Annotated in this window: 22 protein-coding genes; 14 read left to right on the forward strand and 8 right to left on the reverse strand. The window is 57.2% G+C overall.

The genetic code is table 11. From position 1 onward, the window contains the following. The first annotated feature begins 186 nt into the window (after window positions 1-186). Window positions 187-804, forward strand: a complete 618-nt coding sequence (locus tag IE099_RS10155; RefSeq protein WP_189569818.1) for a rhomboid family intramembrane serine protease — start codon at window positions 187-189, stop codon at window positions 802-804. Between the two features lie 26 nt (window positions 805-830). Here IE099_RS10155 and IE099_RS10160 read toward each other — a convergent pair whose 3' ends face one another. After that, the gene (locus tag IE099_RS10160; RefSeq protein WP_189569819.1) at window positions 831-1,331 is read right to left on the reverse strand and encodes a hypothetical protein; all 501 of its coding nucleotides are present in this window, start codon (window positions 1,329-1,331) and stop codon (window positions 831-833) included. 105 nt (window positions 1,332-1,436) lie between these two features. Between IE099_RS10160 and galE the strand changes: the two genes are divergently transcribed. The 4 genes from galE to IE099_RS10180 all read left to right on the forward strand — a co-directional run bounded on the left by galE (window position 1,437) and on the right by IE099_RS10180 (window position 4,917). Continuing rightward, complete coding sequence (galE, locus tag IE099_RS10165) at window positions 1,437-2,441, forward strand: UDP-glucose 4-epimerase GalE (protein ID WP_189569820.1); 1,005 nt, start codon at window positions 1,437-1,439, stop codon at window positions 2,439-2,441. Window positions 2,442-2,544: 103 nt separating this feature from the next. Then, window positions 2,545-3,237, forward strand: a complete 693-nt coding sequence (locus IE099_RS10170; RefSeq protein WP_189569821.1) for a prepilin-type N-terminal cleavage/methylation domain-containing protein — start codon at window positions 2,545-2,547, stop codon at window positions 3,235-3,237. A gap of 27 nt (window positions 3,238-3,264) precedes the next feature. Continuing rightward, entirely contained in the window at window positions 3,265-3,981 is a 717-nt protein-coding gene (locus IE099_RS10175) for a type II secretion system protein (RefSeq protein ID WP_189569822.1), read from the forward strand. 21 nt (window positions 3,982-4,002) lie between these two features. Then, complete coding sequence (locus tag IE099_RS10180; protein ID WP_189569823.1) at window positions 4,003-4,917, forward strand: PulJ/GspJ family protein; 915 nt, start codon at window positions 4,003-4,005, stop codon at window positions 4,915-4,917. A 254-nt stretch (window positions 4,918-5,171) separates the two neighbouring features. Here the strand turns inward: IE099_RS10180 and IE099_RS10185 are convergent, their stop codons facing one another. Beyond that, the gene (locus tag IE099_RS10185; RefSeq protein WP_189569824.1) at window positions 5,172-6,692 is read right to left on the reverse strand and encodes a trypsin-like peptidase domain-containing protein; all 1,521 of its coding nucleotides are present in this window, start codon (window positions 6,690-6,692) and stop codon (window positions 5,172-5,174) included. Between the two features lie 96 nt (window positions 6,693-6,788). Further along, the gene (locus tag IE099_RS10190) at window positions 6,789-7,049 is read right to left on the reverse strand and encodes a hypothetical protein (protein WP_189569825.1); all 261 of its coding nucleotides are present in this window, start codon (window positions 7,047-7,049) and stop codon (window positions 6,789-6,791) included. 172 nt (window positions 7,050-7,221) lie between these two features. On the opposite strand from IE099_RS10190, the gene ffh reads away from it, so the two are divergent. The 6 genes from ffh to IE099_RS10220 all read left to right on the forward strand — a co-directional run bounded on the left by ffh (window position 7,222) and on the right by IE099_RS10220 (window position 12,571). Continuing rightward, a complete protein-coding gene (ffh, locus tag IE099_RS10195; RefSeq protein WP_189569826.1) occupies window positions 7,222-8,634 on the forward strand; it encodes a signal recognition particle protein in 1,413 nt (470 codons plus the stop codon). A 6-nt stretch (window positions 8,635-8,640) separates the two neighbouring features. Continuing rightward, window positions 8,641-9,468: a S1 family peptidase gene (locus IE099_RS10200; RefSeq protein ID WP_189569827.1), complete on the forward strand. Its 828-nt coding sequence runs from the start codon at window positions 8,641-8,643 to the stop codon at window positions 9,466-9,468. 80 nt (window positions 9,469-9,548) lie between these two features. Further along, window positions 9,549-9,989, forward strand: coding sequence for a DUF5069 domain-containing protein (locus IE099_RS10205; RefSeq protein WP_189569828.1), 441 nt, complete (start codon window positions 9,549-9,551; stop codon window positions 9,987-9,989). A 228-nt stretch (window positions 9,990-10,217) separates the two neighbouring features. Next, the gene (locus tag IE099_RS10210) at window positions 10,218-10,769 is read left to right on the forward strand and encodes a 3-keto-disaccharide hydrolase (RefSeq protein ID WP_189569829.1); all 552 of its coding nucleotides are present in this window, start codon (window positions 10,218-10,220) and stop codon (window positions 10,767-10,769) included. 180 nt (window positions 10,770-10,949) lie between these two features. Continuing rightward, window positions 10,950-11,321: a hypothetical protein gene (locus tag IE099_RS10215; RefSeq protein WP_189569830.1), complete on the forward strand. Its 372-nt coding sequence runs from the start codon at window positions 10,950-10,952 to the stop codon at window positions 11,319-11,321. A gap of 320 nt (window positions 11,322-11,641) precedes the next feature. Then, entirely contained in the window at window positions 11,642-12,571 is a 930-nt protein-coding gene (locus tag IE099_RS10220; RefSeq protein WP_189569831.1) for a UDP-glucuronic acid decarboxylase family protein, read from the forward strand. 24 nt (window positions 12,572-12,595) lie between these two features. Here the strand turns inward: IE099_RS10220 and IE099_RS10225 are convergent, their stop codons facing one another. Continuing rightward, window positions 12,596-14,395 (reverse strand): hypothetical protein, encoded by a 1,800-nt coding sequence (locus IE099_RS10225; RefSeq protein WP_189569832.1) that lies wholly within the window; start codon window positions 14,393-14,395, stop codon window positions 12,596-12,598. Between the two features lie 115 nt (window positions 14,396-14,510). Here IE099_RS10225 and IE099_RS10230 point away from each other — a divergent pair, with 115 nt between their 5' ends. Next, window positions 14,511-14,924, forward strand: coding sequence for an acyl-CoA thioesterase (locus IE099_RS10230; protein ID WP_189569833.1), 414 nt, complete (start codon window positions 14,511-14,513; stop codon window positions 14,922-14,924). A 21-nt stretch (window positions 14,925-14,945) separates the two neighbouring features. Beyond that, the gene (locus IE099_RS10235) at window positions 14,946-17,426 is read left to right on the forward strand and encodes a c-type cytochrome (protein ID WP_189569834.1); all 2,481 of its coding nucleotides are present in this window, start codon (window positions 14,946-14,948) and stop codon (window positions 17,424-17,426) included. A 6-nt stretch (window positions 17,427-17,432) separates the two neighbouring features. Here the strand turns inward: IE099_RS10235 and IE099_RS10240 are convergent, their stop codons facing one another. Genes IE099_RS10240 through ispG form a run of 3 tightly spaced genes read right to left on the reverse strand, consistent with a single transcriptional unit; the run spans window position 17,433 to window position 20,103 of the window. After that, the gene (locus tag IE099_RS10240) at window positions 17,433-18,023 is read right to left on the reverse strand and encodes a hypothetical protein (protein ID WP_189569835.1); all 591 of its coding nucleotides are present in this window, start codon (window positions 18,021-18,023) and stop codon (window positions 17,433-17,435) included. Next, the gene (gene clpS, locus IE099_RS10245; RefSeq protein ID WP_189569836.1) at window positions 18,020-18,316 is read right to left on the reverse strand and encodes an ATP-dependent Clp protease adapter ClpS; all 297 of its coding nucleotides are present in this window, start codon (window positions 18,314-18,316) and stop codon (window positions 18,020-18,022) included. The genes IE099_RS10240 and clpS overlap by 4 nt, the downstream gene beginning before the upstream one ends. Then, the gene (gene ispG, locus IE099_RS10250; RefSeq protein WP_189569837.1) at window positions 18,313-20,103 is read right to left on the reverse strand and encodes a (E)-4-hydroxy-3-methylbut-2-enyl-diphosphate synthase; all 1,791 of its coding nucleotides are present in this window, start codon (window positions 20,101-20,103) and stop codon (window positions 18,313-18,315) included. Before ispG ends, clpS begins: the two co-directional genes overlap by 4 nt. A gap of 117 nt (window positions 20,104-20,220) precedes the next feature. On the opposite strand from ispG, the gene IE099_RS10255 reads away from it, so the two are divergent. Beyond that, window positions 20,221-21,069, forward strand: coding sequence for a hypothetical protein (locus IE099_RS10255; RefSeq protein ID WP_189569838.1), 849 nt, complete (start codon window positions 20,221-20,223; stop codon window positions 21,067-21,069). A 49-nt stretch (window positions 21,070-21,118) separates the two neighbouring features. Here the strand turns inward: IE099_RS10255 and IE099_RS10260 are convergent, their stop codons facing one another. Beyond that, window positions 21,119-22,198 (reverse strand): aspartyl protease family protein, encoded by a 1,080-nt coding sequence (locus IE099_RS10260; RefSeq protein ID WP_189569839.1) that lies wholly within the window; start codon window positions 22,196-22,198, stop codon window positions 21,119-21,121. Window positions 22,199-22,227 lie beyond the last annotated feature (29 nt).

The following is a 22,227-nucleotide window of genomic DNA, read 5'->3' on the forward strand; positions in this document are numbered from 1 at the left end:
CCACAGAGCTTGAGAATTCTAAGCAAATTCCTTTCCTGAGGATCGGTAACTGCTAATATGGGGTCTCTCTTAATGCAGTTTCGGCCGAAACGATTTCGATTTCCGCGTCCGGGATGGAACTTCCATACCCTTGCTCCCGCGACCCTGCTACTTCTCTTCCTGCCCTTTCAATTCACAGGTGCCATAATGGGCGAGGGTCCCCTCGTGCCTTGGTTTTCCCTCCTCGGACTTTCATGGGGAGGCCTTTTCGACCAAGGCCACTGGTGGCAACTGCTCACCCACCCACTCTTGCACGGCAATCTCTCCCATTGCCTGACCAACGCCTTCTTCCTCTATTATTTTGGCGGCCGCATCCATGATATCTTTGGTGAAAAGGAAGTGTGGCGTACCGCCGCCTGGTCCACCCTGCTGGGAGGAGTCTTCCACCTTCTCGCTCAGGGAGACACTCCGCTGGTGGGCGCATCGGGTGCCGGGATGGGGCTCTTTGTGGCCCTGACGACCATTTCGCCCGAGTCCAGAATGTTCCCCCTCCCGATCCGTGCCCACAATTTACGGAACGGTGTCGTGCTCTCCACCGCGCTCTTACTTTTGATGATCCCGACCTTACGCATACCGGTCTTTTCCCAATTGGGTGAGCTCATCATTAGCCTGGGGGGGGCAAGTCTGTTCCAGATCGGACACGGCTGTCACCTGGGAGGAGCCCTCGCCGGCGGAATGGCCATGCGCAAGTATTTCCGCAAGCCCGTAACCCTCGCCCAACTCAAGCGCGAGCGGGCGGAGCGGGAGGAAAATAGCGCCGCCTAACGGGACAGCTCGCCTTGCCACCGTCCCTAGCGGCCCCGGGTTCCACGTTTCCCGGAATCCCGCGAAGGCGCAGAACTCCGCCCGCCATAATCGGCTTTGCGATAGGAAGCCATGGTCATCCCTGCCTGAGGCTGGCTCCGATTAGAGGGGCGTTCTTGTCTCGGTTGCCGCTGAGCGGGTCGCTGGTCACGCTGGGGAGCGCGTTGCCGGTGGTCGTTCTGGCGATAATTGTTGGGAGAGTGCGAGACATTGTGCCTGCGATCGGAGGATCGGTGATGCTGATGGGAATTCCGGTGGTCGCGGTGATCCCGATAATTGGGAGCCTGATAGCGCACCTGGCGGGGAGCATGGATGTAGGCCGTCCGCGTAGGATAATATCCATAGCTCCGGTATCCCACCGGATAATGGTAGCCCGAGTGCACGGACACCCGCGAAGTCGAATATCCACCAGCGTAGGAGTAGTGGTCCGCACAGGACGATAGCAGTAGGGCAAACGCCGCTGCCCCTAGGGAGAATAATTTTTTCATCACATCATACGACGCACGACGTTATCCCTGTATTCAAACAAAGGACGAAGCCTAAGGAGTATTTGACATCCCGTCCACAATCCCATTCGCTTGTGTCCTCAAAATATGAGCAAATCTACTACCCTCGTCGTTGGCGGGGCAGGCTACATCGGTTCTCACACGGTCCGACTTCTCGCTTCACAGGACCGCGACGTCCTGGTCTTGGACAACCTGGTGTATGGCCACCGGGACGCCTTGGTGGACGACAGCGTCCGCTTCATCGAAGGAAGTCTCTCCGACCGACCTCTACTGGATAAAATTTTCAGCGAAAACGACATTGACGTCGTCATTCACTTTGCCGCCTTCATCAACGTGGGCGAGTCCGTGAAGGACCCCTTGAAGTATTACCAGAACAACACCGCTGACCCGGTGATTTTGCTCGAAGCCATGCGGGACCACGGGGTGAAGGGCTTCGTCCTTTCCTCCACTGCCGCTGTCTATGGCGAGCCGGTTGAGGTCCCGATTGTGGAGAGCCATCCCTTGCAACCCGTCAATCCCTACGGTTGGAGCAAGTTGATGCTGGAGCAGATTCTGGCGGATTGCGACACCGCATGGGGGCTGAAAAGCGCCTGCCTGCGCTACTTCAACGCCTCCGGGTCCTGGGGCGACGGATTGATTGGTGAAGCCCATGAGCCTGAAACCCATCTCATTCCCAACGTTCTTCTCGCGATTCAGGGTAAAATCGAGAAGATGACCGTTTTCGGCACCGATTACGACACCCCCGACGGCACCTGCATCCGGGACTACATCCATGTGATGGACCTCGCCGATGCTCACGCCAAGGCTCTGGACCATCTCAAGGGAGGTGGCGAGTCCATCCGCTGCAATCTGGGAACGGGGCTAGGGGTCTCCGTGCGCGAGATCTTGGACGCCGCCCGCGAAGTCACCGGCAAGGAAGTACCAGTCGAATATGGTGATCGACGGGCGGGAGATCCCGCTCGCCTGGTAGCCGACCCATCCCTGGCCAAAGAGGTCCTCGACTGGGAAGCTTCCCATACCGATGCGAAGGATATGGTCGAGTCCGCCTGGCAGTGGATGACTGGGCCTCGATTGGGACAATTTGAGAAATAATTCTCCTTTCCCAAAAAAAAGCGGCCTCGAAAATACAATGTGAATACAATTTCTTGCTTTTCGCTGGCCACGCTCTAAGTTCTTTTGCACAACCTCTTTTCTAATGATGAGAAATAATCCCTATTCTACTCCGCAATCTCGCGGCTTCACCCTCATCGAGCTTCTCGTGGTCATTGGCATCATGGCCGTCATGCTGTCAGTGGCAGCTGTCGGAATACAGAATATCGACAAAGGACAAGCCACAGTCTCCGGACTTTCCCAGACCCAAGCCCTGATGGACGAGGCTCGAAATCTCGCGATTGGCCGCGGCACCCGGGCCCGCCTTTGCATCCACGCCGAACCAAACGAAGAGGACCGCAACCTCCGCTTCATGGTCGTGGCCTATGAGGAAATCGAACGGAATGACGCAGGCGAGGAAACTGGGCGCAGGTGGCGTGTTGATTCCCGGGGAACCTTTCTTCCCAGCGGTGTCTACTTCCACCCCAAGTTTAGCGAAGAAGCCTCTTCCCGGATTTCCGGTCTGGGCAGCTACGGCTCCAAGGATGAGGCCATCAAGTTCCCCGGAGACAACAAGTCGACCCGCAATCCCAATTACTATTACTACGAATTCAACGCCGAAGGACTCTGCACTGCGGAGGGCGAGAGCGACCCGGGTGCGGCCTTCGTTCTCTGCCGTGGTGTCACCGGACCTGGCGCGGACGTGCCTCAATTGGTCGGTAAAGATGTGGGTGGCTTCGTCGTCTGGAGAAATGGCAGGACTTCTGCTATCCGCGACTTGGACTTCATCATGAACTAATTCGAACCACAATTTCCCAATCTGACTATGAACAAACACTCACGCCAGGGTTTCACACTGATGGAGACCCTCCTTGCCATCGCGGTGGTAGCGGTTCTTCTCACGACTTTCCTTGCTGTCTTCGGACCCGCCACCAGTAGCATCAGCCGCGCGATTAGCGTTCAGGACGCCGACCGTCTCGCTTCCGCTTTGGAAAAAGAGCTCAGCACCCTGCGCGAAGATGAGGCCGGTCAATACGACACCGCCTTCGATAAAGCCTTCGAATGGATTTCATCCTCAAGCTCACTCGATAGCGCGGTCTTGCTCTTCAACTATCGGGGCGATACCGGCCAGATCACCGACGGCAAGCTGGAACCTTACACCCAGGACAATGGCTCCCCCGGGAAAGACTATCTCGTCCAGTCTGCAGTTCGCCGGCTCGGCAGCAGCAGCACTGATTTGGAAAACTTGATGGAAGCCGTTGAAGGCCGTGCCTTCGTCGTGCGCATGCGGCAGCTCGTACGCGACAGCAACGGTGGCCTCACCGCCTCGGATGCTGGCAGCGGTCTCGTAAGCACCAGCGGAAGCGGTGCCTCCAGCGCAAGCAGCTTCGACGACGCCGTCATCGCCTTTCAAGCTGACTTCTACCTACTTCCCGCCAATAGCTACAACTACGTCAGTGGCCCCTTGGCAAGCGGTGGCAACGACTTCGAAGGCACCTTGGGAGAGCCTCTCTTCTCACGTGCCATGGCCGTTCGCCGCTAAATCCTACCGTCCTCGAAAACCATGAAAACGAACTCAACTCTCGCAACATCAGCCCGCAAGAAAGGTTTCACTCTGGTGGAGCTCCTCGTGGCGCTTGGCATCACCGCCATCATCGTTTCGATGCTGGTCACCATCACAGCCACCGCGCTGGACGGTTATTCAATCAGCCGCAACCGGGTGAAAGCTTCCCGCGAAGCGAAGGCAGCTTTTGATCAAATGGCCCGTGACTTGGAATCCCTCGTCGTCCGCTCCGGCAATGACTTCGAATGGCTCTGGATCTCCACCGAGAGCAACCCTCCCGGTCCCAGCGGCAACCCCAGCCCCAACGCGTCCCGAGCTGTCTTTTTCACCGCCGCCACCGACCGTTATGATGGCGACCTGAATTCCTCGGTCGACAAGGGAGGCGATGTTTCCACCGTCGCCTACCGCCTCCTCTTCCGCGACCCGGTTGCCGGAACAGACGATGAAGAATACGCCAGCTTCATCCTCTATCGCCAGCTCATCAATCCGGACGAAACCTTCGAGACGCTTCTCGGAGAAACCGACCTCGAGTCCGCATACCGCAACTTCGAGTCCAGCGAATCCGACCCCGAGAACTTCGTCTGTGAGAACATTTACGAGTTCAGCCTCTCCTTCGTCATTGAATACACCGAGAACAACGTGACTCGTACCGAGCGCATTCTCGTTGTGAATTCCGGTGGTGGCGAGTCCGTGGAAGACTTCCGCCTCAGCGGGAATGGCATCAAGGCCGACAACAACAGCAACGCCGACTACTCCAATGGCCGAATCGTTGCCGCTGACCTTTCACTCACCGTCATCAACGATTCCGCTCTGGAAACTCTGCGCAACGGCACCCTCCCCGAGGCCGCCAAGTTGAAGCTGCTCGAAAAGAACAGCCACTACTTCGCCAAGACGATCCTGCTGCCACAACCGTAGGAGAGCCGCCCATCCCCCTTTCACCCGAGGCCAAAAGCCTCGGGTTTTTTTATGTCCATAGACGTCGGCCCATTCGGAACTGGTGGGCTGGAGACTGGATGTTCCGAGCTCGGCAGGAACGAGACATTCCCCGACGAGGGACCAAGCCTAAGACACCCTTCCGCGACGTCCTTTCGCGCTCTCACCATTCGCGACGACCAGCGGTCTGACAAGATGTGCGCCACGCCGAAACGCTTCCGGATTGGTCCCAACTCTTAGCGCTCGATCACTTGGGGCATGGTCACGTCCAGGTCCTCCGAGCCACGCTTGAGAACGAGCTGGGTCTCTTGGACCGCTGCAGACGCGGCGATGCGAGCGAGCAAGTCACCGGCCTCGATCACCCGACGACCATTCACCGCGATAATGAGGTCGCCTGGTTCGACGCCCGCCTTCGCGGCCTCCGAGCCCTCCAGCACCTCGGCGACCAGAATCCCCTGCTCACCACGCATTCGCTCGAGCACGGACAGATCACGCACCCGCAAACCAACGCGCCGGAGCACTTCCTGATCATTGGCCAAAGGACGGGTTGCCTCCTTCGCCGCCGTTGCCCGACGCCAGTCATCGTAGTCGACAATTTTGGTTTGAACGGTCAGTTCCTCGCGGCGGCGCCATACTTTCAACTCCACCTCTTCCCCCACCTTGGTGCGCTGAATCATGGTGATGAACTGGGTCAAGCTACGCAAAGGCTGGTCATTGTAGCTCTGGATCACATCATTCGCACGCAGACCGGCAGCTTCAGCAGGACTACCCGGCACGACCGCATCGATTGCCACCCCCGTTCCCCGGGGATAACCCAGCTCATATCGCACTCGCGAGCTCAAGTCGCGTCCATTGAGCCCAAGGAACCCTCGAATGGGTCGACCACGTTCGAGAATCTGGCGAAAGCTTTCCCGCACGTCATTGGAAGGAATGGAAAAACCCACGCCGGCAAATCCCTGATTTTCTTTGTCCGGAGAATAAATCGCCACATTGATGCCGATAATCTCCCCAAGATAGTTCACCAACGGCCCCCCGGAATTCCCCGGATTGATCGCGGAGTCGGTTTGAAAAAGGTCGCGCTGACGGTCGGAGATGGAGCGCTCCTTCGCCGAGATAATGCCCTGCGTCACCGTCTCACCGAGGCCGAAGGGATTACCCACCGCAAAGACCATCTCCCCCGGCTGGACCGGATCCGAGTCTCCAAAGCTCAAGGCCTCGAACGGGCCGTCGCCCTCAATGCGCAATACGGCAACGTCCAGCGTCGGGTCCTTTCCAATGAGACGGGCTGGGAAGCTACGTCCATCATGCAGCGTGATCTTCATCCCCAGAGACCCCTCGATCACATGCTCGTTTGTGATGACGTGACCTTCCGGCGTGACGATGACTCCGCTCCCGATGCCCGTGGTTTCCCAAGTGCGCTCATAGGTGCGGCCAAGATAATTCAAGCGCTCCCGACGCTCGCCAATGGTATCGATACTGACCACCGAAGGCACCACGCTGCCAACCAGCTTGGTGTATTCCGAATTGAGATGGGCGAGGAGCTTGACGTCGTCGATGTCCAGCGCGGGCAACTCGCGAAGGGTATAACTTTCCGGCCGAAACTGGCCTTTGCCCGTCTCGAGCATAGCATTCTCCTGCGAACGGAGGAATCCGGGCACCCCATTTTCGTCCTTCCACTTGCGCCAGAGCATAACGGCTCCGAAAGCGATGCAAAAGACGATCAACAGAATGACAAGTCGCGCGATGGCGGCCTTCATGGAGCAGCTTTCTTCAATTTTCGAAAAGGGTGAACACGGACAGAGTGCCCGCGCTGCTCAGCTTGCGCAAAGAGAAAATAGGTCAAGCCGCAGCCCTCACTCCTTCAGTGCGCCTTGCACAATACTCAGACCGATGGTCCAACCCAGCCCGCCAAGAGGCTTCTCAGCCTGGGGAATCATCTCCCTTTTCATTGAAAAATCAAAAGCCAGCGGGACCCACTTTTCCCCTGCAACCGAGAGTTCGGCAACTTTCGCCACCGTGCTCTCCGTCTCTCGCTCGTAGAATGCAATCAAAGCCGCGTTCCCGAAGGAAACGAGAAACATACTAAAAACGACAAGAAGAACTGGTTTCATCATCACTCCAGACCAACCGCACCCGGCCGGAATGATTTTCGGATAAAAGAAGAACTCGCGTCCCCCCAGAAAAAAACGCTTCGTTCGATCGCGATCGACTTTCGCCCTCGGATCGCCTTCCCCAATCTCCACTCTTGAAAAAAGCGCTTCCAAGACGCACCTTCCCTTCGAAATCATGTTTTCCAACCTTTCCGACGCTCTCGACAAGTCCTTCCGCAACCTGACCGGAACGGGCAAAATCACCGAAGAGAACATCTACGACGCCCTGCGTGAAATCCGTCTGGCCCTTCTCGAGGCCGATGTGGAGTTCTCGGTGGCCAAGAAGTTCATCGAGTCCGTGCGCGAAAAGGCCCAGGGCGAAGAAGTCCTCAAATCAGTGAAGCCCGGCGAGCAAATCGTCAAAATCTTCCACGACGAATTGGCCGAGCTCCTCGGCGGCGACCAATCCCCCCTCAATCTCAACGCCCCCGCCTACATCCTCCTTTGCGGCCTCAACGGTGCCGGTAAGACCACCACCGCCGCCAAGCTCGCCCGCCGCCTGAAGAAGGAAGGCCGCAAGCCCCTCCTCGTCGCCTGTGACCTCTACCGTCCCGCTGCCATCGAGCAGTTGGCCATGCTCGGCAAGCAATGCGACGTCCCCGTCTTCACCCCCGATCAAGGCGAAACCGATCTGGTCCGGGTCGCCAAGCAAGCCCTCAAGTCCGACGCCGCACGCGAAGCGTCGGTCGTCATCTTCGATACCGCCGGTCGCCAGGAAATCGACGACAAGCTCGTCGAAGAACTCAAGAAGCTGCACAAGTTCGTCAAGCCCAAGGAGACCCTCCTCGTGGCTGATGCCGCCACCGGTCAACAGGCCGTCTCAGTGGCGCAACACTTCGACGACGCGGTGGGCATCACTGGCATCATCCTCACCAAGCTGGATGGTGACGCCCGAGGCGGCGCCGCCCTTTCCATGCGTCAGGTCACCGGCAAGCCCATCAAATACATTGGCGAAGGCGAAAAGATCGAAGACCTCGCCGAGTTCCATCCCGAGCGCATGGCCGACCGCATCCTCGGCATGGGCGACGTGGTCAGCATGGTGGAAAACATCTCCGAAAAGATCGACCACGAGCAAGCCGAGAAGGCCGCCAAGCGCATGGCGAAAGGCAAGTTCGACTTCGAGGATTTCCTTGGTCAGATGAAGATGATTCAGAATCTCGGCCCCCTCGAAGGCATTCTCGGAATGATGCCCGGCTTTAGCAAAATCAAGAAGCAGCTCCCCAGCGGAGCGCTCGACGACAAGCGCATCAAGCACATGGAAGCCATCGTGCTCTCCATGACTCCCAAAGAAAGAAGGCGTCCGCAAATCATCAAAGGCACCCGCCGCAAGCGCATCGCCAAAGGCAGCGGCCGCACCCTCATCGAAGTCAACCAACTGATCAAACAGTTCGGGCAGATGCAAAAGATGATGGGCTCCAAATCCAAGATGAAGCAGATGATGCAGCAAATGGAAGCCCTCGGCGGCGAAGATGGCGGTGGCCTGGGAGGCCTCGGCGGAATGCTTGGCGGCGGCAAGGGCGGCAAAGGCGGCCCCCGCATGCCATTCTAACCAATCATGAAGAACTCACTCTCCGTCGCATTGTGCTGCGCAATCGTCGTTGGGTGCAGCGGTTCGTCTCTGGAGGAAAGGCGTTCGGACAATCCGGAGGCGAGGCGTTTGCAGAAGGAAAGCCTGGCGACCGCCCCTCCTCACCCCATCGCGGGAAAGAGCGTGGAGGAATTCTTCCGCGATCGGGTTGGCTTGATCTCCAACCCCAAGAGACGCATCCCGGCAGGACGAGCCGCTCCGGTCTCGCCCGACGGCTATTATCTCACCGCCCTGCACGTGGTGAAGGATGGAGAATTCGTCCTGAGTGACGAAATCCTGCTCAAGCCCTTTCCAAAGAAGGGGTCCTTCCGGACGGCTGACTATCTCCGAACCGACTATCATAAAGGGCGCGTGGTTTGGCAGGACCAAAAGGCTGACCTCGCGCTAGTCAAATTCGACTTCGCCCCAAAGACCCCCTTCCCTCTTCGCAGTACCCCTCTGAAAGTCGGCGACCCCGTCTTTGCAGGCGCGAGCGGAACCAATAGCGGAGCGCTCGTCTTTGCCCGCGAGCCAGCGCAGGGAACGGGCAACGGGCCCTTTGCCACAGCAGGCGTGGTCACCCAGGCCCGGACGTCGAACAACTCGTTACAGCTCAAAAGCTACTATTCGACCCTTGTCGGCAGAGGGGGAATGAGCGGAGCTCCGGTGGTGGACGCAAACGGTCTCTTGGCCGGAATTATCACCAGTCTTCGCAGTGAGGCTCTCACTGGAACCACCACCACCCGCTTCACCCTCATTTCTCCACAGATGATCCGCGAGATCATTGAAAAGGACCGGAACGGTCGAGACCGGTAGCCTTGATTCCGTTTGACAGTGCGACGACCGAGTCGAGCGTATTTGGCCCTCCCGATGAGGGCCCCAATTCAAAACACATTATGTCTTCTATCAATGCTCCTGATCTGAACACCGGATTCCCTCGCAGTCCTCGCGAAACCATTGGCGGCTACGTGGTGGCCGCCCGCACCCTCGACAAGTGTCGCGCGGAGATTGCCGGAACCGCCGGCGAGTATCACTACGATTGCCCCCTCGACCAGATGTTCCTCGAGTTCGTCGGAATTTCCTCCAGCGATTTCAAGGAATTCGTTGCAACGGGTGCCGATGATGAGGCGGTTGCAAAATGGCTTTCCGAAAACGGCAAGCAGCACTCCAAGGAAGAGATCGTGCTCTGGAACAATGACCTTCGCTACAAGCGAATCAGCGAAATGCCAACAAATCTTCAGGTCTTTCTCGAGGATTATATCGCCGAGTTTATCCCCAAGGACAAGGTCGTTTACCATTGGTTCGACGTCTACGATTACGAAGAAGGTCGTCTTTAGTCTTCGACTTCTACTTTGCAAGGAAGGTTGCTGGTGCAAGCAACCTTCCTTTTTTCCAACTTCCCCTATCTACAGAACTCCCTTCGAAGCTGTAGAAGTTAAGAAACGATTGTACTACTAAGAGGCTCGCTAGCTTCAGGTGAATGAGAGAAAGCTATCTCTCCTTGAAGCTGGACCCTCAATCCGCGCGCTTGCCGGTCACTTTCTTTTCTGGCTAATTGGCCGGTGATGAAATTGATATTTTTTCTCTCGATGGCACTTGCTTCTTCCCTTTGCGGAGAAGGTTGGATCTCACTCTTCGATGGCAAAACCCTCAATGGCTGGACCAAGCAAGGAGACGCCAACTGGGAGGTTGTCGACGGAGTGATTACCGCCAGCGAAGGTCCGGTCTGCCTCTTGACTACCGAGAAAAAATACCAGAACTATGAGCTGGAACTGGAGTTCAAGGCCGCCATCGGGACCAATAGCGGTATCTTCCTCAACACTGAACCCAAGGTGAAAGATGAGGCCATCGATTGCTACGAAATCAATATTGCCGATCCCACGAACGCCTACCCAACCGGCAGTATTGTCAAACATCATCGAATCGAAGGAAAAGGGGAAAAGAACGAGTGGAGAAAGTATCAACTGAAGGTGCACGATGGAGTCGTGACCGTCATCCTGGATGGAGAAAAGTTGATGGAATACCATGCCAAGCCCGCCCGTCCCGCTGGCCTGATTGGTCTTCAGAAAAACAAAGGTCGGATCTCCTTCCGCAACATTCGAATTCGAGAGTTATAGCAGCTTCCGAAATTTCTCTTCGTTTTGGAGAAAGCTTTTTCATTGCGGTTGAAAGGCTTGGAAAGCTTGGGGCACCGATTACAAAACTTATCATCAATTATAGTGAGTAAAATCCGCCGGCCGACGTTTAATGCAGTGAACAAAGTCAGAAAGCGGCAACGCTTAACTTAACGAAAACCGATGAACGAAGAATCAAATCAAGAAGACAAGGCCCCCGAATCCAAGCGTCCCTTTGACCGGGTTGACGACGCGGTGAGGTCGGCTATGGACGAGGCCGCCAAGAAGGCCCGGGAAGCAGCGCCCAAAGTAAAAGGCGCTTTGAACGAAATTTTGCATGACGTCGCCTATGGGCTGGCATATGGCACGAGCTTCGCAAGCACCTTCGCCAACGAGTTCGTGCCTGAGGCCGTCAAAGACTCAGTCACAAAGGGCTCCAACGATGGCGCAAAGGCAGCGGCCGAGGCCTCCGAGCGGATGAAGGAAGCGGTTGAACGCCGCTCCAAGCACCCCGACAAGGCTGGCGATGGAGCCATTGAGCTCTCCCAAGCCTGATTCAGTTTTCCTGGCTATAATGTGTGTGTATGGTGAAAGCGGCCCTTGGTAATCCAAGGGCCGTTTTTTATTGGGCGGTAGAACTTCTAACGAAGGCGCTGAAGCCAGCTGGGGGAGGGAAAGGGAGAATTTTCGCCGCTAGGAAGGCGCACGATTTAGGAAGCCCGAAAAAGGAAAGGCTCTTTGCGGCAACGATTTAGGATTCAGGGCCCAGTGACTCGCAAAAAGGATGAAGAGTCTTCCTCGCAGGATCGCCCCGCCGCGCGGCCGGTTTGATAGGACTGGTCAAATCCTTGGCCATCCCTTATAGCGCCGCCCCAATGAGAGTATTGGTAACCGGTGGGGCTGGATTTTTGGGATCACATCTGATCGACCGTCTTTTGGAACAGGGAGATGATGTCATTTGCCTCGATAACTACTTTACCGGACGAAAGGCCAATGTGGCACATCATCTGGGCAATCCCAACTTCGAGCTCATGCGCCACGATGTCATTGAGCCCTTCAAGGCAGAGGTCGATCGCATCTACAATCTGGCCTGTCCCGCGAGTCCTCCCCACTACCAATACAATGCCATCAAGACCATCAAGACCTCGGTGATGGGAGCCATCAATTGTCTGGGCCTTGCCAAACGCACCCAGGCGCGTGTGTTTCAAGCCTCCACCTCCGAAGTCTACGGCGACCCCGAGCTACACCCACAACCAGAAAGCTATTGGGGCAATGTCAATCCCATCGGCATTCGCTCCTGCTACGATGAAGGGAAGCGCTGCGCGGAGACTCTCTTTATGGACTATCATCGGCAGAACGGAGTCGATATCCGCATTGTCCGCATCTTCAATACCTACGGCCCCCGCATGAACGCGGAGGATGGCCGCGTGGTCTCCAACTTCATTGTGCAAGCGCTCAAGGGAGAGGACATCACGATCTATGGCGACGGCACTCAAACCCGCTCCTTTTGCTACGTCGACGACCTCATCCGCGGCTTTATGGGACTGATGGAAAGCGACTATGCCCTGCCAATGAACATCGGTAACCCCGGGGAATTCACAATGCTGGAACTGGCGGAGGAAGTCCTGAAGCAAGTGGGCGGCTCTTCCAAACTGGTCTTCCAAGATCTCCCTCAGGACGACCCCAAGCAACGCCAGCCCGACATCACGATTGCGAAACGCGAACTGTCTTGGGAACCCCAGGTGCCCTTGGCCGAGGGCTTGGAAAAGACCATCTCCTACTTCCGCCAGGACCTCGGTCTCTAGGGAATTCGGGGTCTTCGCCAGCTTCTACTTTTTGGAAGAAAGGGCGGGATCAGCGGGCGGTTCTTGCTTCAGAATGATCGCCACCTCACTCGCGAAATCGAAGTATTCCTTCTGAATTGCTTGGAAGGTGCTGTAGAACAACGAGACGTGGAACGACTCATTGGAGGGAAACTCCTCTTTGTCGTAGCGCTCCTTGGCCCGCGCCAACGTTCGAATGCGGTTGGCCAGGTCCAGCCCCTTGTCGTAAAGCTTACGATCTCCCAGCGACACATTACGGGCGATGGGATCGAGGGCTTCGCGACAGTCGGAATGAATTTGCTCCAGTTTCGAAGCCTCGAGATGACGCGAGTTCGCATAGGGCAATTTGGACATCGGTAGAAGAGCGGACTGGAGAAGGGAGGCGAGGACTTCCGTAGAATGATTGAGGGGTTGGTTGCTCGAGCCCCGCATCTCCAGCAATGAAGCTGAGAGCATTCTGGGATCCGTCCGTCTGGCCTCACCCAGTCTCGCTAGAACATGTGGATTCGCCACGAAGACCGAGGTCGTCTTGCTGGCTCCCACTCTTCGAATTTCGGCGAACTGCTCCAAGGCACTTCGCGCAGCCTCCGATTCCGCCCCCTCGAAGGCCAGCTCAAACACATCGTCGAGGGTCTTTACCTGGAAGACGTCGTTGTCGAAGAAAAAGTCTTCCTGCTGTCGAGTGAGGAGAGCTTCCATCTGTGGCCCCAGCTCATGGGAAATCAGAATCCGTCTCGGGCTTTCGGACGAATTCGACAGCAGCAAATCGAGAAACTGCCAAGGCGATTTGGGGGCCTTGATTTGCCCTTCGCTATCCAGCGCACCAAGCACGACTAGATTGCCCAACGGTTGACGTTCGCTGAGGAATCCTTCCGCCAGAATGATCATGGGAAGGGCCAACGTCAGTCCGTTGCGATCGAGGTAGTCGACTTTACCAAGTCGAAAGTTCGCTTGGATGCGTTTGATGGTCTCGGGGCTATATCGGCGCTCGAGATTCTCTTTCACCAAGGCCCGCACAGGAGGCAGGGTCTTGGAATCCCGCCCCACCGGGAAGTCGACCTTGCCCTGCTCCTTTTGCAAGCGGGCAACGAGGGTAAGCGGCTGCAATCGCTCGTGGATGAGGTATTCCTCGTTGGAAATGCGCTCACCAAGAATGGCTGGGACGATGATTTCCCCTTGAAAGTCCGCGACCTGCAGGAGCTCATCTCCTACCGCCTCCTCTTCTGTTGCCTCCTCGCCGGGATTGGCCATCTCCGGCTCTACCGGTGGAGGCAAGTCCACCTCGGGCTGTTCCTCGAATTTCTCCACCGGTGCGATGGCCCGGTGCCAACGTGGGCTTTCCCCGCCAGATTGGCGGGCGCTCACGATATTCAGGTCCGGAGCAACTACAGCCAAAGGATCGAGCATGAGCTCGGCGATGATCTTTTGTTCCCGGGTGGCATCATCTCCCAGCAGATAGACCAGCACCGTCGAAAGATTGTCGAGCGCGCTCCCCATGTCGGATGAAGCCACAATGTCGTCCTCTTCACCTGCGGCAAAAGTCCGGTTCAGATTGGAGGGAGTCGCCGAGGACGGATCCAGGTTGCTGGCGAGGGCAAGAAGTTGAGCCGTCGCTCTCCGTTGGGAAGCATCTTCCAGCGCGTCCGGCCGCGCCGCCAACGCCAGTAGATCCTTCGCCAACAGGATCTGCCGATTGGAGTCCAGGGGCAAGACATCGCGCCGGAACAGTTGCACCCCTTCCACTGGGGGAAGGTAGCATCCGAGGATGGAACCCGCGGATGCAATAAGGGGGAGGAGCACCTTCATAGCGCAATCCATAGCATCGCGCGGCCCCAGCGACAACTCACGAAAGAATCACCCGCGTGGGAATTCCCGAGAGAGAGAATTGGCCATGTCCCACAAGTTTACCTATAGGAACACCATGTCCAGCTCGCGTGACTGCAAGAAAAGACCGTATCTCCATGAGATTGAAGAGGAAGTAATGTTCTATGATACTGACTGCGGTGGGGTCGTTCACAATTTGGCCTACCTGCGAATGGTCGAGAAGTGCCGCACCCGGCTCGCCGCCCAGTTGGGCTTCGATCTCAAGACGATGGGCCAAGACGGAATCTTCCCGGTAGTCGTAAGAATCGAAGTCGACTATTGCAAACCTGCACAATTGGCAGATATTCTGCTTATCCGAGGGTGGTTGTCGGAATGGAAAAGAGCTCGTTTCTGGTGTGAATTCGAAATTTTTCGCAACGATGAACTCTTGGTAACCACCCGCCAATCCCTCGCGCTCGTTAAGATGCCCGAAGGAAAGGTCCAGCGACTACCCGTCCTCGAGAAAGATTAACGATTCCTATTGCAACAAGCCATGATGATCTGCGTAAAAACCCTGATGCGAAATTTGAGTATTACACTCCTCCTTGCCGGGCTCCTTGGAGCTGAACAAGATCCGGTGAAAGCCGAAATCTCTTCTGCAGCTGACGTTGCGACCCTGCAGGATGGATTCCTGCTGGAGCACGTCTTCGAGGTGCCGGAAAACTGGGGGAGCTGGGTCTCCCTCGCCGCCCTGCCAAACGAGGGCGAAACCACCCGAATCGCGGCTGGGGATCAATATGGCGACATCTACGAGATCAAGGTCTCGGGAGAGAACATCTCGGTCGCTCCACTTGAGATTGAGCTAAAAGGCGCGCACGGGCTTCTTTGGTTCCAGAATTCGCTCTACGTCGTTGTGGGAGAATCGGTCGAAGGAGGCGAAAAGGGTGTCTACCGTGCCCGCGACCTCGATGGCAATGGCAGCTTCGAAGACATCCAGCCCATCCGCATCTTCCAGAGTGGAGGCGAACACGGTGTGCACTCACTCGTTCCCTCCCCCGATGGCGAATGGCTCTATTTCATCGCGGGGAACTACACCCAGGAACAAGAACTCGATGGCAGCCAGGTGCCCAAGGTCTGGGACGAAGACCAACTCCTTCCCCGCAATCCTGATGGGCGTGGCCACGCCAGCGACAAGATGGCCCCCGGCGGCAAGGTCCTGCGCTTTCGCCCCGATGGCTCGCAGTGGGAATACTACAGCACCGGCTACCGCAACCCTTTCGATGCCGCCTTCAATGAATACGGCGACCTCTTTGTCTACGACGCCGATATGGAATGGGACATGGGCATGCCCTGGTATCGCCCGACCCGCCTTTGCTGGGCCATGCCCGGCTCGGAATTCGGCTGGCGCAACGGAACCGGCAAGTGGCCCGTCTATTATGAGGATAGCTTGCCAGGAGTCGTTGACTTTGGACCCGGCAGCCCCGTGGGCACCACCAGCGGACAAGGTGCCAAGTTCCCGGCAAAATACCAACGCGCCATCTACTGCTTCGATTGGACCTTCGCTACCATTTACGCCAGTCACATCACCCCCGAAGGCCATGGCTACACTGGCGAGTGGGAAGAGTTCCTCACGGCCAAGGCCCTGCCCCTCACCGATGGTGTAGTCGGACTGGACGGCAACATGTATTTCGCCACCGGCGGCCGCAGACAAGGCTCCAACCTCTGGCGTATTCGCTATGACGGCAGCGAGAAAACCGAAGACGCCTGGCGCTCTCTCGAAAAGCCTGAAGGAAAGAAAGAAGACCGCTGGTCCCGCTTCGCCCGCCGCATCGAGGCCGAAATGGGTGGAGCGGAAAAAGTACGCGCACTCGTCGGAAAGGGTTCCCGCGCCGAAAACATCACCGCCGTAATGGGACTTGCCCGCGTCGGCACCAAGGAAGACCGCTCTACCGCCATGCAGGAGCTCCTGGGCATGCCTTGGGACGAACTTTCCAAGCAGGAAAAGCTCTCTTGGCTGCGCGCCCTCGGCCTCGTTTTCATCCGCACCGGTGAGCCCTCCGAGAGCGAGCGCGCCGATGTCCTCGCCAAGATTGATGCTCACTATCCCAATTCCGATCGCGAGGTGGAAGACGAGCTCTGCCGCATGCTGTGCTACCTCCAGGCTCCCAAAGTCGTCGAGCGCACCCTCCTCTTGCTCGCGCAACCCCGCAGCGAAAGTGAGATTCCCGATTGGACTCGTCTCATCGAACGGAGCCAGGGCAACTACGGCGCCAACGCCGCCAAAGTGATGCGCGAACTGGGCTCTCCCCGGAAGATTCACTTCGCCTACTGCCTGCGGGTGGTCAAGGGGCCCTGGACCCCCGGGCAACGCCGTCAGCTCATGGACTGGTATGCCCGCGAGGAAAATGGAAAGGCCCAGAAGAGCGCCAGTCTGGGTCTGAAGAGAATGCGCGAAGACACCCTCGCCAATGCCACCGAAGAAGAACGCGCCTTGATCGAGAGCTGGGGGCTCGAGGTGAAGCGCGACCCCTTCGCCGACTTGCCAGTAGCCAAGGGCCCCGGCCGCACCTGGACCATCGACGAAGTCGCGGCTCTCGCCAAAGACCTGACGGATGCGGATGTCAAAAACGGAGAGAAAATGTTCCAAGCCAGCCTCTGCGCCGCCTGTCACCGGGTCGGACGAATGGGTGGCGCGGCAGGCCCCGATCTGTCGAATGTCGCCGGACGCTTCAACCCCAGGGAGCTCGCCGTTGCCATCTTGGATCCCAATCGTGAAATCTCAGACCAATACGGCTTCCAATACATCTTGAAGACTGATGGCTCCACCGTGATGGGCAAAGTACTCGACGAAAAGGACGAGATTCTGGTCGTCGCCACCAACCCCTTTGACTTCTCCGAGACCCAGGGTATTTCCCGCGCCGACATCAAGGAGATGAAGCCATCACCCGTCTCACCCATGCCCGGTGCGCTCATCAATCAGCTCAACGAAAAGGAACTGAAAGACTTCCTGGGATTCCTTCTAGGCACCGAATAGCCGCCCTTAGAGATCCAAAACGAACTCTAACAGCATGGCCTGGATTCGGGTGTAGAACCGGTTGCGCAGGTAGGCAGAGACACGCTCGGGCTCAATTTTTTCCAAAGAGTCCAAGCCCTCTTCATCCTCCAGCGCAGCCAACTTCCACTTTCCCTCCAGCGCCAGGCGAGCCTGATTCAAGACACTGTACCAGGTCCCGCTATCCTCGCGGGTAATCGGCACCTCGCCGATCACAGGAGACTCCTCTTCCAAGTCATCCAAATCCTCAAATGAAAGCTCCCCGGACTCCTCTCCGGCGGGGCTTTTTTCTTTTGGCTCAGCGACTTGTTCGGCTTCTCTTTGCTGATGCTGGGATTTCTCAAAAGCATCTCGAAGAATGGCGCGAACCCTCGCGACTTCGCTCTCGAATTGCGAAGTCAGCCCCGGGGCGACGAACTCGTCCCAATCCTCGTCATCGAGCATCACGCCCAAGCGCTTCGCCAGCCAGCCCTCGCCACGTCCTTGCGCGTCCGACACCAGAAGCTCGAAAATCTCCCAATCCCGTTCCTCCTGCAGGCCAAAGCACAGCCCACCCTCTTCCGTTGCCTCAATAATCATTCGTCCTTTTCCAATCCCGCATGCAGCTGAAATCCGTGCAATTGCTGCACATAGAGCTCAGCCTTTTCCCGATTGCCAGTCCACACCACCGAACGCTTGGCGTCGTGAACCTGCCGCATCAGCATCTCCGCCTTTTCCCGCGAATAGCCAAAGACCTTTTGAAAAACCCGGGTCACATATTCCATCAGATTGACCGGATCATCGTAGACCACCACCTTCCAGGGTTGGGCAAGCTTCTCACGCGACTTGGTCTTCGACTTCGTGCGTGGCTTGTCAGTTGTCACAGCTTTCATACTTCTTCCGTCACTCGCTCGGGAGCATCGAACCAACGGTCGTGCTCCTTAATCAAATCCACCAACCGATCCACAGCCTCCGCTTCGGGGATATTAAACTTCACCGGTTGCTTGCCCACGTAGAGGTTGATCTTGCCGGGTGCTCCCCCCACATATCCAAAGTCCGCATCCGCCATCTCTCCCGGTCCGTTGACGATACAGCCCATGACGGCAATGCGCACCCCCTTGAGATGGCCTGTCGCCGCGCGAATATTCTGAGTGGTATCCTGGAGGTCAAAGAGGGTCCGGCCACAGCTCGGACAGGCCACGTAATCAGTCTTGAAGATCCGTGCGCCCGCCGCCTGCAAAATATTATAGCTCAATCGCAACGACTGACCCGGAGCCACCTCACCCTGAACCAAAATGGCATCGCCAATTCCATCGCAAATCAGTGAACCTAAATTCTTGGAGGCCACCAAAAGGGTGTCGAGAAAGTCCTTCTGCGAATCCGCCGACGGCGAGAGCACGTCCTTAAGCAAAATCGGATGCTGCTTCTGCAATCGCGAAGCCAAGAGGCGAAAGGCAGGAATCACCTCCATCTCAATCCCGTCGCGAACCGTCACGATCCTGCGTTCCGTCAGAGCATCGGCAGCCGAAATCTCCTCGTCGTTCCGAGGATCAATTTCCAAGACATTCGCATCTTCGTAGACGACCTCCGGCTGGAAGTCACCCAGTCCCGCCAACTTATGCTTCACGGCCTCATATTTTTCCCGCGAGGTAAAGACCCTCATCAACTCGGTTCTTCCCACCGCCACCTCACCACAAGTGACCACTCCTGTCCGGCGGCGCTCGTAGCTGAATGGGTTCCAACTGGGCTCCAGCCCTTGGTAATCCCCCCCCACTGGTTGTGCAGATTGGGCTGAGGACTTCACCAGAGCCTTGGCTACCGGAATCTCGTGGACGGCATCTTCGGTGAGGCTGACCCGAATCGTATCGCCAACCCCATCGGCAAGGAGGCTGCCAATCCCGATGGCAGACTTGATCCGTCCATCTTCCCCATCCCCCGCCTCGGTCACTCCAAGGTGCAGCGGGTAGTTCCAATCCGCGCCTTCGGCATAGAGACGTGCCACCAGGAGCCGGTAAGCCTCGATCATGACCTTCGGGTTGGAGGCCTTCATCGAAAAAACAAAGTTATGGTAATCAAACTCGCGGGCCAGGCGGGCAAACTCCAGCGCACTCTCCACCATCCCGAGCGGGGTGTCACCATAGCGGTTCATGATGCGGTCGGAGAGCGATCCGTGGTTGGTTCCAATGCGCATCGCCCGCCCCTTTTCTTTGCAAAGTTCCACCAAAGGGACGAACTGCTCGCGGATGCGCTCCAGCTCCTCTGCATATTGCTCGTCGGTGTATTCGCGCACCTCGAACTTTTTCTTATCGGCATAGTTGCCCGGATTGACCCTCACCTTCTCGACCCATTTGGCGGCTTCCATCGCGGCATCGGGCTTGAAGTGAATGTCCGCCACCAGGGGCACGGTCACTCCGGCAGCTCGCACCTGCTCGGAAATGGGCTTGAGGAACTCGGCATACTTCCGGGTTTGCGCGGTGATGCGAACAATCTCACAGCCTGCCTCGGCCAAGCCCAACACTTGGCCCACACTAGCCTCCACATCGCGGGTGTCGCTGGTAATCATCGACTGGATGCGGATGGGATTGTCGCCCCCGATCCCCACATCGCCGACCATCACCTCGCGGGACTCCCTTCGCTGATAGGAAAAGAGGTCGGGACAGTACTGCAAAAGCTCGCTCATGGAGGGCGGACTCTAAACGATTTGCGCCGGCAAACAAGAGCGTCGAAGGCTGGATCTCGCCAAAAAAAGGGACCCAGTCTCGCCAAGGGGGGCATTCGCTGCTTAGTTGCTTTCCTGATGAAAGTGCTTCTGTCCCTTCTGCTCACCCAATTCGCGCTCATTGCGGCTGAACCGACCGACTTTATCCGCGTTGTGGAGGATGAAAAGCAGGCCCAGCTACAGACCTCGATCACGACCTATCGCAAGGGCGACACCTCCATTACCCTCATCGGAGCCATCCACATTGCCGATGAAGATTACTTCCAAGCCCTCAACAAGGAGTTCACGAAGTATCCCGTCCTCCTCTTTGAACTCATCGGAGGAGAAAATGCCGCCAAGACGCTGAACGGCAAGCCCCGCGAAAAAGAAGAAGCGGCAGACGGGCGGCCGGCGGAAGGATTGCGGGGTCTCTATGGCTCTTTCGCAAGCACGATGCAGCTCGCCGAGCAAATCGACCTCATTGACTACACCAAAGAAAACTTCGTCCACGCCGATCTCACGATGGCGGAATACCAAAAGTTGACCGAGGGAAAGAGTGACGAGGTCCTCGCCTTTGCCCTGCAAACCAGCGTGAAAGGGAGCGAAATCTCCGGCAAACCCTTCGGCGGCATGGACATGGGACTCGTTATGCGGGCGATCCTTTCCGGCGACTCTACCGGGCTCAAGCTGCAATACATGACCCTCATGGAGCAGGGCGACGAATCGACGGCAGCCCTCACGGGCAAAAATCTCGTGATCTCCGACCGCAACGACAAATGCTTCGCGGTTCTAGCCGAACAAAGGAAGAAGGGTGCCCAGAAGATCGGAATCTTCTATGGAGCGGCCCACTTCCCCGACATGGAAAGGCGCCTCCTCGCGGATGGCTTCGAGCAAGTCCAACACGATTGGTTGACCGCGTGGCACGTGAAAAAGCCCGCGAAGCAATAGCGCCTGCGCTCTCCTATCGAAGCTTTCGCGGTCGGAACCTGTCCCCCACTTACCAATTCAAGCCCAGGGCAGCCTCCCGCCGGGACTCTTTCGCCAAGGTCGGCACAGGCGCGGAAACGCCTTTGGTTGCGGGGTCACCCACGTAGAGAAGGCGAGAACCTGCGTCGAACAAGGCACCAGTATTTTCGAGAAAGTCCATCCCGATGATGCCGTCGACAACCCGTCCATTGCGGTCCTTGAAGTTTTTGCGCACCACGGGCAGCTCAATCACCGCAACCTGAAACTCGGTGACTACCAGGCGATCGAATACCACGTTCTCAAAAGTCGCCGCCCGGGCAGCCGCATTGTCGCCCGAGGCATCAATGATGCGGGAAGAACTGGCGCGGGTCTCAAGTCCCAATTCGCGGGCGCTTTCCGCCGACAACACGGAGACCTCCGCCCCCGTATCCACGATCCAGGTGACCAGGCGACCATTCCAATACGACTCCATGATGAGGTGCGGAAGATTCTTCGCAGGGCGCATGTGGAGGGTATTGAAACCCAAGCCCGTCATCTCTCCCAAGGGACGGATACTTTGAGCTCGAGCATTCTGGGCGTTCTTGCTGGGAACCCACATCTTGCCGGTGCGCAGGTCAATCAACGCTCCGAGAGCCTCAAGGGCATCGAGTCCGATCTGGCCATCGTAGCGGGAGGTCGCAGTATTCCCGAGGGTCTCGTTGGCGAGCATGAAAGGAAAAGGCAGAGCCGAAACCGGACCCGCCGACAGCACTCCCAAGCCAACCCGGGAAGTCACTGGCCGACCAAGCGCTCCCCGCGAGACCACTTTGGCACTATTATCAATCCGCAGCCCCAGCTTGGGCGCCAGGTGAGAGTCCAGGTCGGTGGAATTCGCTCCGGAATCAATCAACAGGTCGACCGGACTCCCATTCACCAGAAATTTACCCGAGTAGCGGGAGTCCCTGCTAATCTTTTTCAAAGGCAAAGCAGTGTAGCCGAGGGACGTCAACCGGGCCTCGCGCAATCCGCTGGAGGGGCCGACACCCTCATTTTCAGGCGCCTTGTTCGCACAAGCGACGAGGAACAAGGCGGGTAAAAGAAGGAATAAACGGGAGCGAACTTTGCGAAACATGATGTTGAGGGATGTTACCCGCGTAGGGC

The organism is Roseibacillus persicicus (assembly GCF_014651675.1).
GTDB lineage: Bacteria > Verrucomicrobiota > Verrucomicrobiia > Verrucomicrobiales > Akkermansiaceae > Roseibacillus > Roseibacillus persicicus.